Here is a 16927-nt window from a genome sequence, read left to right on the forward strand (position 1 = left end):
AACATTTGCTACAAAAAAAAATCGTCATAGACGCTTAAATACCTATGACGATTTTTCAAAACTAAATTTAAATTATTAATTTTTATTTGGTCTTTTTGGACCTTTTCTACCCTTATTATTTTTTTGCATTCTTCGCTCTCCTTGTCTTTTCATTTTTTCTCCTCTGCGTTTCATTGATGTTTTCCAAGTTTCATATTGTTCTTCACTCAAAATCTTTTTCATAGATTCTTGGCGAGCCAATAGCTCATCTAATCTAGATTTTTGTTTTTCATAAGAATTTCTATCTGTTGGTTTTTCTCCTTTTTCACGTAAAGCCATCATTTCTTTTCTTCTTGCTTCACGTTTTACTGCTTGCTCTTTGTTTAAATCATATACTTTTTTTTGCTGAGCCTCAGTAAGGTCTAAATGTAAGGCCATTTTTTTTGTTTGTAATTCGGCCATTTGATCGGGGGTCATATCTGATTTATTAAACCCTTTTCTTTGATGTTGTGCAAAAGCTCCTATGGTTATCAAAACCATAAAACCTCCAATTAAAATACTTTTTCTCATTGATATGTTATTTACATTAACTAATTTGATTTTTGTCTCTAAATTTTTCATCTCTTTAATTTTTAATAGTACACCCTTTTGACTAAGCCGGCTAAAAATAGTTTAATTAAAGCATTGATTTTAACATGAGATTAACATTATAGAAAAAACAGCCCTTTAAATAACTTCTACATACAACTAGCCTCCACAAACCACAACCAACTAAAAAAACAGCATTTTAATTATATTTTTCATAAGTAAGTATGGCTTTTAAAATTAAATATTGAGCAGTTAAATAAGTAAACATCACAACAATTGGAAATATACTAATTGATGTATAAAATTTATTTATAGCTAAAACAGAATCAGATATTACAAATAAACATGCCCCAGTAATCATATATTTAGCTGCTGTATTTTTTGAGTTTAAGTAATACAACAACGATACTAAGCCCATGGTAGAAATAGTTAAACCATAGATTACCACAGGCATAAATAACTGGTTTAAACTACTTCTTAAAAAATTTATTAAGAATAAAAAATAGATTAAAAATGGCAAAGAAGCAACTACAATTTTTTTTATAGAAGTGGTAGTAATCCAACTCAATACTATTACTATATAAATAATATGTGCAATTAAAAAGGAAAGCAGCCCTAATATAAAATAAATTTCTCCATCAAATAACAACAATACATCTCCTAAAAATGAAAATAGTAGTGCTCCAATATACCAGTTGTTTCTATAAGTTGTAGTTACTAAATACAATGCTACTAGCGATAGCATTAACATAGGTTTAAAAATGTATCGGAGTTCATCCATATTCAGAATAACACCGACCATATCTAAAAGAGACACTACTGCAAAAAAAACTGTAACGACAGTTATCTTTTTACTTATATCACTAACAGGCAACATCATAACATAGTCAAATAGTCATCTTCTGAGATGATTGGAATACCCAAGTTTTCTGCTTTTGTACGTTTACTAGGCCCCATATTATCTCCTGCAATAATATAATTGGTTTTCTTAGAGATAGAACTTGACACTTTACCTCCATTATCTTCAATAGATTTTTTAAGTTCGTTTCTACTCATTTTTGAAAAAACACCAGATACAACAAATATTTGTCCTTGTAATTTATCTGTTTGATTTTCTAGTGCATCTGCAGACAATTCAAATTGTATTTTATAACTTTTCAATCTATTTACCAATTCAATATTTAAAGGGTTATTGGCAAATTCAATTACACTTTGAGCAATTCTATCCCCTATTTCGTCAACAGCAATTAATTCTTCAAAAGAAGCATTTAGTAAGTTGTCGATATTTTTAAAATGCTTTGCCAATTTTTTTGCTACTGTTTCACCAACAAAACGTATTCCTAATGCAAACAAAACACGTTCAAAAGGAATTTCTTTAGATTTTTTTATTCCATTAATCATATTTTCTGCAGATTTTTCTGCCATTCGTTCTAATGGAATTACTTGTTCTGTAGTTAACTCATATAAATCAGCATAATTGGTAATTAAATGTTCTTTGAATAGCAACTCTACAGTTTCAGCTCCTAACCCTTCAATATCCATAGCTTTTCTACTAATAAAATGTTGAATTTTACCTGTTATTTGTGGAGGACATCCATATTCATTTGGGCAATAATGTTTGGCATCACCTTCAGTTCTAATCAACTCAGTATTGCACTCAGGACAATGGGTAGCATAAACTGTTGGTTCAGAATTTGTAGGCCGCTTTGCTAAATCTACCCCAACAACTTTAGGGATTATTTCACCACCTTTTTCTACAAAAACAGTATCATTTACTCGAATATCTAACTTTTCAATCTGATCTGCATTATGTAAAGAAGCTCTTTTAACAATGGTACCTGCCAACTCTACGGGTTCTAAATTAGCCACTGGCGTAATTGCTCCTGTTCTACCAACTTGATAAGAAATACTATTTAAAATAGTACTTTTTTGTTCCGCTTTAAATTTATATGCTATTGCCCATCGCGGAGCTTTTGCTGTATACCCTAATTCGTCTTGTTGATCTAAAGAGTTTACCTTAATTACCACTCCATCAGTTTCATAAGGCAAATTAAATCTTTCCGTATCCCAATAATTTATATACTCTAAAATTTCATCAACAGATTTAGCAACTTTAATAGTTTCTGGTATTTTAAAGCCTGCTTTTTTCGCATTTTCTAATGCTTTAGCATGAGTATTAAATGGTAATTTATCTGCAACTACATGATACAATAAGCAATCTAACGGACGTTTTGCAACTTCGGCACTATCTTGTAATTTTAAACTTCCACTCGCTGTATTTCTAGGATTCATATAAGGATCATCACCAGCCTCTATCCTAGCTTCATTCATTTTTAAAAACCCATCTAATGGCAAAATAATTTCTCCTCTAATTTCAAAATTTTGTATAAATTCACTTTTTAATTGAAGTGGAATTGACCTAATTGTTTTAATATTAGCTGTAACATTATCACCTTGAAACCCATCGCCTCGTGTTACTGCTTTAATTAATTGTCCATTTTCATAAGTAAGGTTAATTGAAGCACCATCATACTTTAATTCGCAAGTATACTCAACAGCGTCTGTACCAAGAATTTTTTGAATTCTTTTCTCCCAATCTAATATATCCTCCTTAGAATAACTATTACTTAAAGAATACATTCGATTTTTATGTGCTATAGTTTCAAAATTCTTTGTAATCTCACCACCAACGCGTTGTGTTGGAGAATTGGGATCAAAAAATTCAGGATGTTTATCTTCTAATTCTTGAAGCTCTTTGAGCTTCATATCAAAATCATAATCGGAAATTGTAGCATTATCTAATACGTAATAGTTATAATTATGTTGACGTAATTCTTCACGTAGTTGTGTGATTTTTTCTTGAACTGAGGACATAAATTCTTCTTAAGTTTAAAGGCTAAAATTAAGGAAATATTTTGGTATATATATGGTACGATAGAAGGTAGAGTTGATGAACTAAAAAACAATTTAATAGTCAAATCAATTCATACACGAACAGCTCAATTTTTTAAAAATAATTGAGCATTCTTATCTTGCAAAATGAGTAATAAAAAATAATTAATCTCTAATCAAAGGCATTGTAGAACACCTTAACAAGCCTTCTTGTTTTGCTATTTCTGTATAAGGGACCTCTTCAACCACAAAACCTTGTTGGCGTAACCAAGTATTTAATCTAGTAAAATTACGTTCAGAAATAACAACAGTTTCTGAAATGGAAAATATATTACTATACATATTATACATCTCTTCTTTAGAAATTTCGAAAATATTTTCTTTTCCAAAAAAGTTAACCAACCAATTGTATTCGTCTTCAATCAAAAATCCATTCTTATGTAAAATAGCTTTATTTGTACCTATTGGTTGAAAACAACAATCTAAATGTAAAGCATTTTCTCTAGCATTTGTATTTGATTTTCTTAATTCAAAAGACTTTACTTTTTTGTTGGGAAATAAGTCTTTTAAGGCCTCAACGGCATAACCATTTGTTCGTGCAGTAATTAAATCTGGATAATTATCTCCTGTATAAACACCTACAAAAATATAATCATTCCAAGGCATTACATCTCCACCTTCAATATGCACTTTTTCAGGAAATTTTATCACGTTTTCAGGAGCAATTTGTTGAATAACATGTTCAATAGCTTCAATTTCTCTCTCTCTATCAGGCAGTATATTAGATTTAATAAACTTATCTTCTATAACAAAAGCAATATCTCTGGCAAAAATCTGATTGTAATTTTCAATTGTTTTAGGTCTAAAAACTTGAACATTATATTTTTTAAAAACGTTAGCCACAGCTTCCATTTCAATAATCATATCTTCCGTTTTAGGATAAGTTCCTGCAATAATATGTTCTCTAGATTTAGGGTCATACACTTGATCAAGTGCAGGCTCGTCTCCATTACTTTTAGCAGTACCCAAAACTACTGCTCTCAGCCTTGAAGTTTCGTTCTGTATGTTTAGTTTTAACATTTTTGTTATTGTCAAATATTTAAACTTTAAAAAAGATGATATTGTTTTAGAAGTACAATTTACAACTATTACAAATCCAAGATTAAGTATTTTAATATAAAAAATCCCGCTGATTCAGCGGGACTAATTTAACAATCAATTTTCAGATCGTGTAGAAAGTATATATTATCTTTCTTCAACTGGAATAAATGGTCTTAATGTTTTTCCAATATAAATTTGACGAGGTCTTCCAATAGGCTCTTTATTTAAACGCATTTCTCTCCATTGTGCAATCCACCCTGGTAAACGACCTAATGCAAACATAACGGTAAACATATCTGTTGGAATACCTAATGCACGATAAATTACTCCTGAATAAAAATCAACATTAGGATATAATTTTCTATCTACAAAGTAAGAGTCTTCCAATGCTTCTTTTTCTAATCCTTTTGCTATATCTAATATAGGATCTTCAATACCTAAATCATTTAAAATAGCATCTGCAGCTTTCTTAATAATTTTAGCTCTAGGGTCAAAATTCTTATATACTCTATGCCCAAAGCCCATTAAACGGAATGGATCTTCTTTATCTTTTGCTTTAGCCATATATTTTTTTGTATCACCACCATCCTTTTGAATTGCCTCTAACATTTCAATTACAGCTTGATTGGCTCCACCGTGTAAAGGTCCCCAAAGTGCTGAAATACCAGATGCCAATGAAACAAATAGACCTGCATGAGAAGAACCCGCAATTCTTACTGTACTTGTAGAACAATTCTGTTCGTGGTCAGCATGTAAAATCAATAATTTGTCAAGTGCCTCAACAACGATAGGATTTAAAACATACTCTTCATTAGGCTGACTGAACATCATCTGTAATACATTTTCTACATATCCCAATGATGTACTTCCATAGTTTAGAGGTTGACCCATTTTTTTTCGTAATGTCCAAGACACCAAAACAGGAAATTTACCTAATATTTTAACGATAGACTTATACATTGCTTCTTCTGACCTTACATCTACAGAAGAAGGGTTAAACGCCGTAAGTGCACTTGTCAAAGAAGATAATACTCCCATTGGATGTGCAGATTTTGGAAACGCGTCTAAAATTTTCTTTACATCTTCATCTACAACAGATTGATGTTTAATATCATCGTGAAACTTATCCAATTGTTCTTTATTTGGCAATTCTCCAAATATTAATAAATAAGCTACCTCAAGAAATTCTGCTTTTTCGGCTAACTCTTCAATAGAGTAACCTCTGTAATGTAAAATACCTTTTTCTCCATCTAAAAATGTAATAGCACTTTCACAAGATCCTGTATTTTTAAATCCAGGATCTAACGTAATAATACCACCAGTACTATTTCTTAGAGAGCTAATATCTATTCCTAATTCATCTTCTGTACCTTTTACTATTGGAAATTCATATGTTTTACCATTAATTCCTAAAGTTGCTTTTTCTGACATATTCTGTTTCTGTTATTATTAATTCTTTAAATTTTTTATAAATTCTTTTGCTAGCCTAATCAAAAAGATTAACCTAACACAAGTCTTATTTATAATTTTATTTGCAAGAAGCTTAGAAAGAAAAATTTTATTCTTTTTAATGCAGCAATGAAAATAAAACTAAAAAAAACGCCAAATCACGATTTTTTTGCTCTAATTTGACACTTTTACCAAGTTAAGCTAAATTACAAAAATTACTATAATTTTTAAGAGAAAAATAGAATGATTTTTATTTAAGTAACATAAAAAAAGCGACTACTATGTATGTAATCGCTTTTTATTAAAATTGCAGTAAATTATTTTACTTTAAATGCTTTTTCTTGAGGATAATAAGCAATATCACCTAACTCTTCCTCAATACGTAATAATTGATTGTACTTAGCCATTCGGTCTGAACGCGATGCTGAACCTGTTTTTATTTGTCCACAATTTAATGCAACTGCTAAATCTGCAATAGTATTATCTTCTGTTTCACCAGAACGATGACTCATAACAGTAGTATACCCAGCATCTTTAGCCATATTTACAGCGGCAATAGTTTCTGTAAGTGAACCAATTTGATTTACCTTAATTAAAATTGAATTTGCAATTCCATTCTCAATTCCTCTACTTAATCTTTCAACATTAGTTACAAATAGATCATCTCCAACCAATTGAACTTTATCTCCAATTTTATTAGTTAAGGCTTTCCAACCATCCCAGTCATTTTCATCCATTCCATCTTCGATAGAAATAATTGGGTATTTTGAAGATAATTCAGCTAAGTATTCAGCTTGTTCTTCAGAAGTTCTAACTACTCCTTTGTCACCTTCAAATTTTGTATAGTCATATTTACCATCAACATAAAATTCAGCTGAAGCACAATCTAAAGCAAGTTTAACTTCTTCACCTGGTTTATACCCTGCCTTTTCAATTGCTTTAATAACAGTATCCAATGCATCTTCAGTACCATCAAACGTTGGGGCAAATCCACCTTCATCACCTACTGCAGTACTTAAATTTCTATCATGAAGTAACTTTTTTAAATTATGAAAAATTTCAGAGCCCATTTGTAAAGCATGTGTTATACTTTTTGCTTTAACAGGCATAATCATAAACTCTTGAAAAGCAATTGGAGCATCAGAATGTGAGCCTCCGTTGATAATATTCATCATTGGTACAGGCAACGTTTTAGCCGAAACACCACCAACATAGCGGTAAAGAGGCATACCTAATTCATTAGCTGCAGCTTTAGCAACCGCTAAAGAAACTCCTAAAATTGCATTTGCTCCAAGTTTAGATTTATTTGGTGTACCATCTAAATCAATCATTGTTTTATCAATCAATGCTTGTTCAAATACGGAAGTTCCAATTAATTCTTCAGCAATAATATCATTAACGTTGGCTACTGCTTTTAAAACACCTTTACCCATATAGTCTTTTCCTCCGTCTCGTAATTCAACAGCTTCATGCTCACCAGTAGAAGCTCCAGAAGGAACTGCTGCTCTTCCTAAAATACCATTTTCTGTAATTACATCTACTTCTACAGTTGGATTCCCTCTTGAATCAAAAATTTGACGTGCGTGAATGTTAATAATGATGCTCATGTTTTTATTATTTATTGTTATTAATACTTTGTTTATAATCTATTTAAGAATACTATATTTACAGCCATAATTCGCTTTAATATTGTAGTGTAAAGATACGAAATTACTAGCATTTTTTAAGTAAGATTTGGGCATTTATACGAGAACGTTTGCGAAATATTTATGGTAAATATGAATATGTTTGTTTATAAATTTTTATGAAATAATCAATATAAAAAAAACAGACAAACACAAGTCTATTATTCTATAATAAAAATAAAATTACCATAGAGCATACCATGCATTTTGAATTTAAAAACTCAAAGCAATATGATTTATTTCTTAAATTTCTTAAAAATTTCTAGCTCTGAATCATTTCAAAAAACTGATCGAATAAATATTCTGAATCATTTGGCCCAGGACTTGCCTCAGGATGATATTGTACAGAAAAACATTTTTTATCTTTAATGCGAATACCTGCAACCGTATAATCATTTAAATGAACATGGGTAATTTCAACATTTTCATTTTTCTCAGTCTGCTCCTTGTTTATAGCAAACCCATGATTTTGTGAAGTAATTTCTCCTTTTCCAGAAACTAGATTTTTAACAGGATGATTTATCCCTCTATGGCCATTATGCATTTTATAAGTACCTATTCCATTTGCTAATGCAATCACTTGATGACCAAGACAAATACCAAATAACGGCAAGTTTCTATCAATTATTTCTTTAGCTACTTGTTGGGCTTCAACCAGTGGTTTAGGATCTCCAGGTCCATTGGATAAGAAAAAACCATCAGGATTAAAGCTATTCATTTCTTCAAAAGTTGAATTATAAGGAAACACTTTTACATATGCATCTCGCTTTGCTAAGTTTCTTAAAATGTTCTTTTTAATACCAATATCTAAAGCTGAAATTTTATACTTAGCATTCTCATTACCAAAATAATATGGTTTTTTCGTAGAAACTTTAGATGCCAATTCTAATCCATCCATATTAGGTACATCTGCCAATTGCTTTTTTAATTTTTCCATATCATCAACCTCAGTTGAAATAATGGCATTCATAGCTCCATGTTCTCTAATATACGTAACTAAAGCTCTGGTATCAACATCTGAAATGGCAATTAGATTATGTTTTTCAAACCAATCTTTTAAAGATCCATTTGAATTAGGACGAGAATAATCAAAACTAAAATTTCGGCATATTAATCCAGAAATTTTAATTCCTTCAGATTCAATTTCATTATCATTAACACCATAATTTCCAATATGTGCATTTGTGGCTACCATTAATTGACCAAAATATGATGGGTCTGTAAATATTTCTTGATAACCTGTCATTCCTGTATTGAAACAAATTTCTCCAGTAGAAGAACCTTCAATTCCAATAGATTTACCTTCGAAAATCGTTCCGTCAGCTAATAAAACAATTGCTTTTTTTCTAGTTTGATACTTCATTTAATGTATATTTTTACAAAAATAATATAAAAAAAAGGATAAACTAAATTAGCTTATCCTTTTTATATTTAATGTTTATTAACATCTATTCTTCCTCTTCTGATTTAGAAGCTTTTTTTTCTGCTGCAGGAACCGGAGGAACAACGTTTGTAGATTTGCTTCCGCCTCTTCTACTTCTTCTTGTTGTTTTCTTCTTACTACCATTAGGATTGTATGTAGTATTGTAATCAACCAACTCTACCATAGCCATATCAGCATTATCACCTAATCGATTACCTAATTTTATAATTCTAACATATCCTCCTGGTCTATCAGCTACTTTAGTAGCAACTTCTCTAAACAATTCACTTACAGCCTCTTTTTGTCTTAAGTAACTAAAAACTACCCTTCTATTATGTGTAGTATCTGTTTTAGACTTCGTAATTAATGGCTCAACAAATTGTCTTAAAGCTTTAGCTTTAGCAACAGTAGTATTTATACGCTTGTGTTCTATTAATGAACAAGCCATATTTGCTAACATAGCTTTTCTATGAGCAGTTTTTCTACTTAAATGGTTAAATTTCTTTCCGTGTCTCATTTTATTCGATGTTAGATGCTAGACAATAGATTTGCAATTATAACTTCACACTTCTATTTCTAAATCTATACTTATTTACTTGTTAATTAAAATATTGAAAAACAAAAGACATTACATGATATGCAAAATCCTTAAAAACAATATTTCTTTTTATTCTTTGTCCAATTTATATTTACTCAAATCCATGCCAAAGGTTAACCCTTTTACACTCACCAACTCATCAAGCTCTGTTAACGATTTTTTACCAAAGTTTCTGAACTTCATTAAGTCATTTTTATTGAATGATACAAGATCTCCTAAGGTATCAACTTCAGCAGCTTTTAAACAATTCAATGCTCTTACTGAAAGATCCATATCAATTAATCTTGTTTTTAATAATTGTCTCATGTGAAGAGATTCTTCATCATAAGTTTCAGTCTGTGCTATTTCATCTGCTTCTAAAGTAATACGCTCATCAGAGAATAACATAAAGTGATGAATTAATATTTTTGCAGCCTCAGTCAATGCATCTTTTGGATTAATTGAACCATCAGTAACAATATCAAAGATTAATTTTTCATAATCTGTTTTTTGCTCTACACGAAAGTTCTCAACAGCATATTTTACATTTTTTATTGGAGTAAAAATAGCATCAGTAAATATAGTTCCTAAAGGAGCATTAGGTTTTTTATTTTCTTCAGATAATACAAACCCTCTACCCTTTTCTATGGTAAATTCTAAATCAAGTTTAACTGATTTTTCCATATTACAAATAACTAAATCAGGATTCAATACTTGAAAGCCTGAAATAAAGTTTTGAAAATCTCCTGCAGTTAATTGTTCTTTACCTGTTACAGTAACAGTAACTGTTTCATTGTCAGTATCTTCTATTTGTTGTTTAAAACGTACTTGTTTTAAATTCAACACAATCTCTGTAACATCCTCTACTACACCTTTTACTGTAGAAAATTCATGCTCTACACCTTCAATTCTTAAAGATGTAATAGCATATCCTTCTAAAGAAGATAATAAAACTCTACGTAATGCATTACCAACAGTTAAACCATAACCTGGCTCTAAAGGTCTGAATTCAAATCTACCTTCAAAATCAGTAGATTCGATCATTATTACTTTATCGGGTTTTTGAAAATTTAAAATTGCCATAAGTTCAATTATTTTCTTTAATTATTTAGAGTATAATTCTACAATAAATTGTTCGTTAATATTTTCTGGAATTTGAATTCTTTCTGGTACAGTAACAAAAGTACCTTGCATTGTATCACTATTCCAGTTTAGCCATTCATACACTGCACTATTATTTGCCAATGAACTTTCAATAGCTAATAAAGATTTAGATTTTTCTCTAACCCCAACAACGTCACCTTCTTTTAACGAATACGAAGGAATATTAACCAATTCACCATTAACAGTAATATGTCTATGAGATACTAACTGACGTGCACTTCTACGAGAAGGAGCAATACCTAATCTATAAACTACATTATCTAAACGAGATTCACATAATTGTAATAAAATTTCACCAGTAATACCTCTACTTCTAGATGCCTTTTCAAACAAATTTCTGAACTGACGTTCTAAGATACCATAAGTATATTTTGCTTTTTGCTTTTCCATTAATTGGATAGCATATTCTGATTTTTTACCACGTCGACGATTGTTACCATGTTGTCCTGGTGGATAATTTCTTTTTTCGAATGATTTATCATCTCCGAAGATTGCCTCGCCAAATTTACGAGCGATTTTAGTTTTTGGTCCTGTATATCTTGCCATTTTTAAGTTTTTATAAAAGGGATTATGAATTAAGGCTTATCCTTCGATAATCTACATTTCCTTTTAAGTGATTAAAATTTATATTAACAGTTACTAAAGTATATTTAGTTTTTAAAAAAGCTGAAATAAATTCAACTTATACTCTACGTCTTTTAGGAGGACGACATCCGTTATGTGGTAGTGGAGTAACATCAATAATTTCAGTTACTTCAATACCTGCATTATGTATGGTTCTAATAGCAGATTCTCTACCATTTCCTGGACCTTTTACATAAACCTTTACTTTTCTTAATCCTGCCTCATGTGCAACTTTCGCACAATCTTCAGCTGCTGTTTGTGCAGCATAAGGAGTATTCTTTTTAGAACCTCTAAATCCTTGTTTACCAGCAGAAGACCAAGAAATAACATCTCCTTTTTTATTCGTTAAAGAAATTATAATATTATTGAATGTAGCTTGAATATGAGCTTCTCCAATAGCATCAACTATAACTTTACGTTTTTTTGAACTTGATTTTGAACTTGTTTTTGCCATAATTAATAGTCATTAGCAGATTGTTTAAAGATATTCATATACAATTGAATACTATACAAACAATCCCTTATAAATTATTTAGTTGCTTTCTTTTTATTAGCAACAGTTTTTCTTTTACCCTTTCTAGTTCTAGAATTATTCTTAGTTCTTTGACCTCGTAATGGTAAACCAGATCTATGACGGATACCTCTGTAACAACCTATGTCCATTAATCGCTTAATGTTCATTTGAGTTTCAGAACGTAATTCACCTTCTATAGTGTATGTACCAACTTGTTCTCTAATTTTACTAATTTCTTCATCAGTCCAATCTTGAACTTTAGTGTTTTCATCTACTCCTGCATTTGCTAAAATTTCTTTAGCTCTATTTCTACCAACACCATAAATGTAAGTTAATGATATAACTCCTCTCTTGTTTTTTGGTATATCTATACCCGCTATTCTTGCCATAATTATCCTTGTCTTTGTTTAAATCTAGGATTCTTTTTATTGATTACATATAATCTACCTTTTCTGCGTACAATTTTGCAGTCGGCACTTCTCTTTTTTACTGATGCTCTTACCTTCATCGCTATTATTTTAGTATCTATACGTTATACGAGCCTTAGTTAAATCATAAGGACTCATTTCTAATTTTACTTTATCTCCAGGTAATAATTTAATATAGTGCATACGCATTTTACCCGAAATATGTGCAGTCACAATATGACCATTTTCGAGTTCAACTCGAAACATTGCATTAGATAATGCTTCAATAATTGTTCCGTCTTGTTCTATTGCTTGTTGTTTTGCCATCTTATATTATGCTACCGATTTTCTATTAGTTCCAGTTTTCATTAATCCATCATAATGACGATTTAATAGATGTGAATTTATTTGTTGAATGGTATCTATAGCTACACCAACCATAATTAACAATGATGTTCCTCCATAGAATATAGCCCATCCTGGCTGCACACCAGCTTTTACAATAAATGCTGGCAACACAGCTAATAAAGCTAAAAATATAGATCCTGGTAATGTAATTCTAGATAAAACTGTATCTAAATAATCAGCTGTCTCCTTACCTGGTCTAATTCCTGGAAGAAAACCACCACTACGTTTTAAATCATCAGCCATTTTATTGGTTGGTATTGTAATAGCCGTATAGAAATAACTAAAAACAATTATTAATATAGCAAAAACAATATTATACCATAAACCAAACATATCTTGAAAAGCAATACCTATTGATTTTAACGTATTATTTTCAGCACTAGATAATAACTGAGGTACAAACATAAGAGCTTGAGCAAATATAATAGGCATAACCCCAGATGAATTCAATTTTAAAGGAATATATTGTCTAGCTCCTGCAGCATCTTGTACATTACCTGCAACTGTTCGTCTTGCATATTGCACGGCAATTCTACGAACTGCAGTAACTAAAAATACACAAGCCAATATTGCAACTAACCACAGTATAATCTCTATTAAAATCATCAATATACCACCGTTAGACTGAGATACTCTAGATCCAAATTCTTGTATAAATGTAGATGGTAATCTAGCAATAATACCTATCATAATCAATAAAGAAATCCCATTACCAATACCTTTATCTGTAATTCGTTCTCCTAACCACATTGCAAATACCGTACCTGTAGTTAACAATAAAATAGATGAAAACCAAAATAAAGGTCCTCTCCCCAACAAGAATGCAGATTCAGGTATACCGAGACTAGGTAAACTTGCAATATAAGCTGGAGCTTGAATTAACAATATACCAATAGTTAACCAACGAGTAATTTGATTAATTTTTTTACGTCCACTTTCACCTTCTTTCTGTAATTTTTGTAAATAAGGAACAGCTATACCCATCAACTGAACAACAATAGATGCTGAAATATAAGGCATAATACCCAATGCCATCACAGAAGCTTGAGCAAAAGCACCTCCAGTAAAGGCATTTAATAATCCTAATAAATTATTATCACTAGTTTTATTTGCAAGATTAGTCAATTGCCCACCATCTATTCCAGGTAAAGTTACTTGTGCTGCTAAACGATACACAACCATTAAACCAAGAGTTAAGATAATTTTATTTCTTAGTTCTTCAATTTTCCAAATATCTTGTATGGTATTTATAAACTTTTTCATTTATTTCTTATAATGTTACTGCTTTTCCACCTGCTTTTTCTATTGCTTCTTTAGCTGTAGCAGTAAACTTGTGGACAGTAATATCTAATTTAGCCTTTAATTCTCCCCTACCTAAAATTTTTACCAAGTCATTTTTACCAACAAAACCATTATCAACTAATGTTTCAAATGTAACAGTATCTTTTATACTTCCATTATCAACCATTTTTTGCAAAGTATCTAAATTAATACCTTTATATTCTTTACGGTTTATGTTTGTAAATCCAAATTTAGGTACACGACGTTGAATAGGCATTTGTCCACCTTCAAATCCAATCTTTTTAGAATATCCTGAACGTGATTTGGCACCTTTATGACCTCTAGTAGCAGTACCTCCTTTTCCTGATCCTTGGCCCCTACCAATTCGTTTTCCTTTACTTTTAACTGCTCCTTTAGCAGGTCTTAAGTTGTTTAATTCCATATCGTTATCTTATTTAACTTCTTCAACAGAAACTAAGTGTTTAACTTTATTTACCATTCCAAGGATAGTTGGTGAAGCATCATGCTCAACCACTTGATCCACTTTACGTAGCCCTAACGCTTCTAAAGTTCTCTTCTGATCTTTAACTCGATTAATTTTACTACGTACTTGTTTTACTCTAATTTTTTTCATCTCCTCTACGATTATCCGTTAAAAACTTTATTTAAAGAAATACCTCTTTCTTTAGCAATAGTATTGGCATCACGCATTTGCAACAAAGCATCAAATGTAGCTTTTACCACATTATGAGGATTAGAAGAACCTTGTGATTTAGATAATACATCATGTACACCAACAGATTCTAATACCATACGTACAGCACCACCAGCAATAACTCCAGTACCATGAGTTGCAGGTTTTAAAAACACTTTAGCTCCTGCATATTTACCTTTTTGTTCGTGAGGTATAGTATGTTTTATAATTGGTATTCTTATTAAGTTCTTCTTAGCGTCTTCAATAGCTTTTGCAATTGCAGAAGCAACATCTTTAGATTTTCCAAGACCATGACCTACAACACCGTTTTCGTTACCAACAACAACAATTGCTGAAAAACCAAATGTTCTACCACCTTTTGTTACTTTAGTAACCCTTTGTACTCCTACCAAGTGATCTTTTAAATCTAACCCGCTTGGTTTTACGCGTTCAACGTTTCCGTATTTTTGATACATAAATCTTAATTAAAATTTTAATCCTCCTTCTCTTGCTCCATCAGCAAGAGCTTTTACTCTACCATGGTATAAATATCCGTTTCTATCAAAACAAACATTTGTAATACCAGATTTGGTTGCTTTTTCTGCTAATGCTTTACCTACAGCCAAAGCCACCTCAGTTTTTGTGCCTTTAGCTTCAATTTTTTTATCTCTTGATGATACAGCTACTAATGTATTCCCAGTAATATCATCAATCAATTGAGCATCGATTTCCTTATTGCTTCTATAAACAGAAAGTCTTGGTTTTTCAGCAGTACCTGAAACAACTTTTCTAATTCTCTGTTTAATTCTATTTCTTCTTTGTAGCTTTGATAATGCCATAATATATATTTATTATGCAGATTTACCTGCTTTTCTTCTTAATTGTTCTCCTACAAATTTAATTCCTTTTCCTTTGTATGGTTCAGGTTTACGATAAGAACGAATCTTAGCTGCAACTTGTCCAACCAATTGTTTATCAAAAGAGGTTAACTTAACAATCGGATTTTTTCCCTTTTCAGAAACAGTTTCAACTTTAATTTCTGGAGCTAAGTCTATAATGATATTGTGAGAAAAACCTAAAGCTAAATCTAATTTTTGACCTTGATGGCTTGCTCTATATCCAACACCTACTAATTCTAGTTCTTTAGTCCATCCTTTAGAAACACCTTCTATCATGTTAAACACAAGCATTCTATAAAGACCATGTTTCGCTTTATTCTCTTTAGAATCTGAAGGGCGTTCAACAATTACGTTTCCTTCTTCTACTTTGATAGTTACATTAGAAAATTCTTGTGTTAATTCACCTAATTTTCCCTTTACTGTAACTACATTGTCTTTAATATCAACGGTAACTCCTTCTGGAATTGCTACTGGATTATTTCCTATTCTTGACATCTCTTATTCTTTATTAGTAAACGTAACATAAAACTTCTCCACCAACATTTTCTTGTTGGGCTTTCTTATTAGTCATTACCCCTTTAGAGGTAGAAACTATAGCAATACCAAGACCATTTAAAACTCTTGGTAATTCCGAAGCACTTACATATTTACGTAAACCTGGTTTACTAATTCTTTCAATTTTTCTAATTACCGACTGTTTTGAAATTTTATCATATTTCAAAGCAATCTTAATAGAATCTTGAACTTTATTTTCTTCAAACTTATAACTTAAAATATAACCTTGATCAAATAAAATCTTAGTCATTTCTTTTTTTAAGTTAGAAGCTGGTATCTCAACAACTCTAAGACCTGCATTGGCTGCATTTCTAATTCTTGTTAAATAATCTGCAATAGGATCTGTGTACATATATATTTAATTACGGTTTTGGTTTTTAATTTTACAATTAAACCTGAAACCAATTTATAATTTTACCAACTTGCTTTTTTTACGCCTGGTATTAAACCTTGATTTGCCATTTCACGAAAAGTAACACGTGAAATACCAAAAGTTCTCATATACCCTTTAGGTCTACCAGTTAATTTACAACGGTTGTGTAAACGTACAGGCGAAGCATCTTTAGGCAACTTTTGTAATGCTTCATAATCACCAGCTTCTTTCAAAGCTTTACGTTTTTCAGCATATTTAGCAACCATTTTTCTTCTTTTAACCTCACGGGCTTTCATTGATTCTTTAGCCATCTT

At 30.8% G+C, this 16927-nt stretch carries 22 protein-coding genes; all 22 read right to left on the reverse strand.

Annotated elements, in window-relative coordinates; all coding sequences use genetic code 11:
• Positions 1-75: 75 nt before the first annotated feature.
• The 22 genes from EGM88_RS02175 to rpsN all read right to left on the reverse strand — a co-directional run bounded on the left by EGM88_RS02175 (position 76) and on the right by rpsN (position 16924).
• Positions 76-549 carry a hypothetical protein gene (locus tag EGM88_RS02175; protein WP_123896328.1) on the reverse strand — a complete coding sequence of 158 codons (474 nt, stop codon included), beginning with the start codon at positions 547-549 and terminating at the stop codon, positions 76-78.
• Between the two features lie 217 nt (positions 550-766).
• Positions 767-1447 (reverse strand): lysoplasmalogenase, encoded by a 681-nt coding sequence (locus EGM88_RS02180; RefSeq protein ID WP_123896329.1) that lies wholly within the window; start codon positions 1445-1447, stop codon positions 767-769.
• Positions 1444-3441, reverse strand: coding sequence for an NAD-dependent DNA ligase LigA (ligA, locus tag EGM88_RS02185; RefSeq protein WP_123896330.1), 1998 nt, complete (start codon positions 3439-3441; stop codon positions 1444-1446). Before ligA ends, EGM88_RS02180 begins: the two co-directional genes overlap by 4 nt.
• A 183-nt stretch (positions 3442-3624) precedes the next feature.
• Positions 3625-4539 carry a dimethylarginine dimethylaminohydrolase family protein gene (locus EGM88_RS02190; protein ID WP_123896331.1) on the reverse strand — a complete coding sequence of 305 codons (915 nt, stop codon included), beginning with the start codon at positions 4537-4539 and terminating at the stop codon, positions 3625-3627.
• A gap of 165 nt (positions 4540-4704) precedes the next feature.
• Positions 4705-5991 carry a citrate synthase gene (locus EGM88_RS02195; RefSeq protein WP_123896332.1) on the reverse strand — a complete coding sequence of 429 codons (1287 nt, stop codon included), beginning with the start codon at positions 5989-5991 and terminating at the stop codon, positions 4705-4707.
• A gap of 335 nt (positions 5992-6326) precedes the next feature.
• Positions 6327-7616 carry a phosphopyruvate hydratase gene (gene eno / locus EGM88_RS02200; protein WP_123896333.1) on the reverse strand — a complete coding sequence of 430 codons (1290 nt, stop codon included), beginning with the start codon at positions 7614-7616 and terminating at the stop codon, positions 6327-6329.
• A 340-nt stretch (positions 7617-7956) separates the two neighbouring features.
• Positions 7957-9057, reverse strand: a complete 1101-nt coding sequence (carA, locus tag EGM88_RS02205; RefSeq protein ID WP_123896334.1) for a glutamine-hydrolyzing carbamoyl-phosphate synthase small subunit — start codon at positions 9055-9057, stop codon at positions 7957-7959.
• 85 nt (positions 9058-9142) lie between these two features.
• Positions 9143-9634 (reverse strand): 50S ribosomal protein L17, encoded by a 492-nt coding sequence (rplQ, locus tag EGM88_RS02210; RefSeq protein ID WP_123896335.1) that lies wholly within the window; start codon positions 9632-9634, stop codon positions 9143-9145.
• 150 nt (positions 9635-9784) lie between these two features.
• Positions 9785-10777: a DNA-directed RNA polymerase subunit alpha gene (locus EGM88_RS02215; protein ID WP_123896336.1), complete on the reverse strand. Its 993-nt coding sequence runs from the start codon at positions 10775-10777 to the stop codon at positions 9785-9787.
• A 21-nt stretch (positions 10778-10798) separates the two neighbouring features.
• On the reverse strand, positions 10799-11404 hold the full coding sequence (rpsD, locus tag EGM88_RS02220; protein ID WP_123896337.1) for a 30S ribosomal protein S4: 606 nt from the start codon (positions 11402-11404) through the stop codon (positions 10799-10801).
• Between the two features lie 136 nt (positions 11405-11540).
• On the reverse strand, positions 11541-11936 hold the full coding sequence (gene rpsK / locus EGM88_RS02225; RefSeq protein WP_123896338.1) for a 30S ribosomal protein S11: 396 nt from the start codon (positions 11934-11936) through the stop codon (positions 11541-11543).
• A 74-nt stretch (positions 11937-12010) separates the two neighbouring features.
• Positions 12011-12385: a 30S ribosomal protein S13 gene (gene rpsM, locus EGM88_RS02230; protein WP_123896339.1), complete on the reverse strand. Its 375-nt coding sequence runs from the start codon at positions 12383-12385 to the stop codon at positions 12011-12013.
• Positions 12386-12387: 2 nt separating this feature from the next.
• Positions 12388-12504, reverse strand: a complete 117-nt coding sequence (gene ykgO / locus EGM88_RS02235; protein ID WP_013305171.1) for a type B 50S ribosomal protein L36 — start codon at positions 12502-12504, stop codon at positions 12388-12390.
• A gap of 10 nt (positions 12505-12514) precedes the next feature.
• On the reverse strand, positions 12515-12730 hold the full coding sequence (gene infA / locus EGM88_RS02240) for a translation initiation factor IF-1 (RefSeq protein WP_117879376.1): 216 nt from the start codon (positions 12728-12730) through the stop codon (positions 12515-12517).
• A 6-nt stretch (positions 12731-12736) separates the two neighbouring features.
• A complete protein-coding gene (gene secY, locus EGM88_RS02245) occupies positions 12737-14074 on the reverse strand; it encodes a preprotein translocase subunit SecY (RefSeq protein WP_123896340.1) in 1338 nt (445 codons plus the stop codon).
• 7 nt (positions 14075-14081) lie between these two features.
• Positions 14082-14534: a 50S ribosomal protein L15 gene (gene rplO, locus EGM88_RS02250; RefSeq protein ID WP_123896341.1), complete on the reverse strand. Its 453-nt coding sequence runs from the start codon at positions 14532-14534 to the stop codon at positions 14082-14084.
• A 9-nt stretch (positions 14535-14543) separates the two neighbouring features.
• Positions 14544-14726: a 50S ribosomal protein L30 gene (gene rpmD / locus EGM88_RS02255; RefSeq protein WP_123896342.1), complete on the reverse strand. Its 183-nt coding sequence runs from the start codon at positions 14724-14726 to the stop codon at positions 14544-14546.
• Positions 14727-14737: 11 nt separating this feature from the next.
• Positions 14738-15262 (reverse strand): 30S ribosomal protein S5, encoded by a 525-nt coding sequence (gene rpsE, locus EGM88_RS02260; RefSeq protein WP_123896343.1) that lies wholly within the window; start codon positions 15260-15262, stop codon positions 14738-14740.
• A gap of 9 nt (positions 15263-15271) precedes the next feature.
• A complete protein-coding gene (gene rplR / locus EGM88_RS02265; protein ID WP_123896344.1) occupies positions 15272-15625 on the reverse strand; it encodes a 50S ribosomal protein L18 in 354 nt (117 codons plus the stop codon).
• Positions 15626-15637: 12 nt separating this feature from the next.
• Positions 15638-16180: a 50S ribosomal protein L6 gene (rplF, locus tag EGM88_RS02270; RefSeq protein ID WP_123896345.1), complete on the reverse strand. Its 543-nt coding sequence runs from the start codon at positions 16178-16180 to the stop codon at positions 15638-15640.
• A gap of 13 nt (positions 16181-16193) precedes the next feature.
• On the reverse strand, positions 16194-16592 hold the full coding sequence (rpsH, locus tag EGM88_RS02275; protein WP_123896346.1) for a 30S ribosomal protein S8: 399 nt from the start codon (positions 16590-16592) through the stop codon (positions 16194-16196).
• A gap of 62 nt (positions 16593-16654) precedes the next feature.
• Complete coding sequence (rpsN, locus tag EGM88_RS02280; RefSeq protein ID WP_123896347.1) at positions 16655-16924, reverse strand: 30S ribosomal protein S14; 270 nt, start codon at positions 16922-16924, stop codon at positions 16655-16657.
• Positions 16925-16927 lie beyond the last annotated feature (3 nt).

The sequence above is a fragment of the Aureibaculum marinum genome (genome assembly GCF_003813905.1).
GTDB lineage: Bacteria > Bacteroidota > Bacteroidia > Flavobacteriales > Flavobacteriaceae > Aureibaculum > Aureibaculum marinum.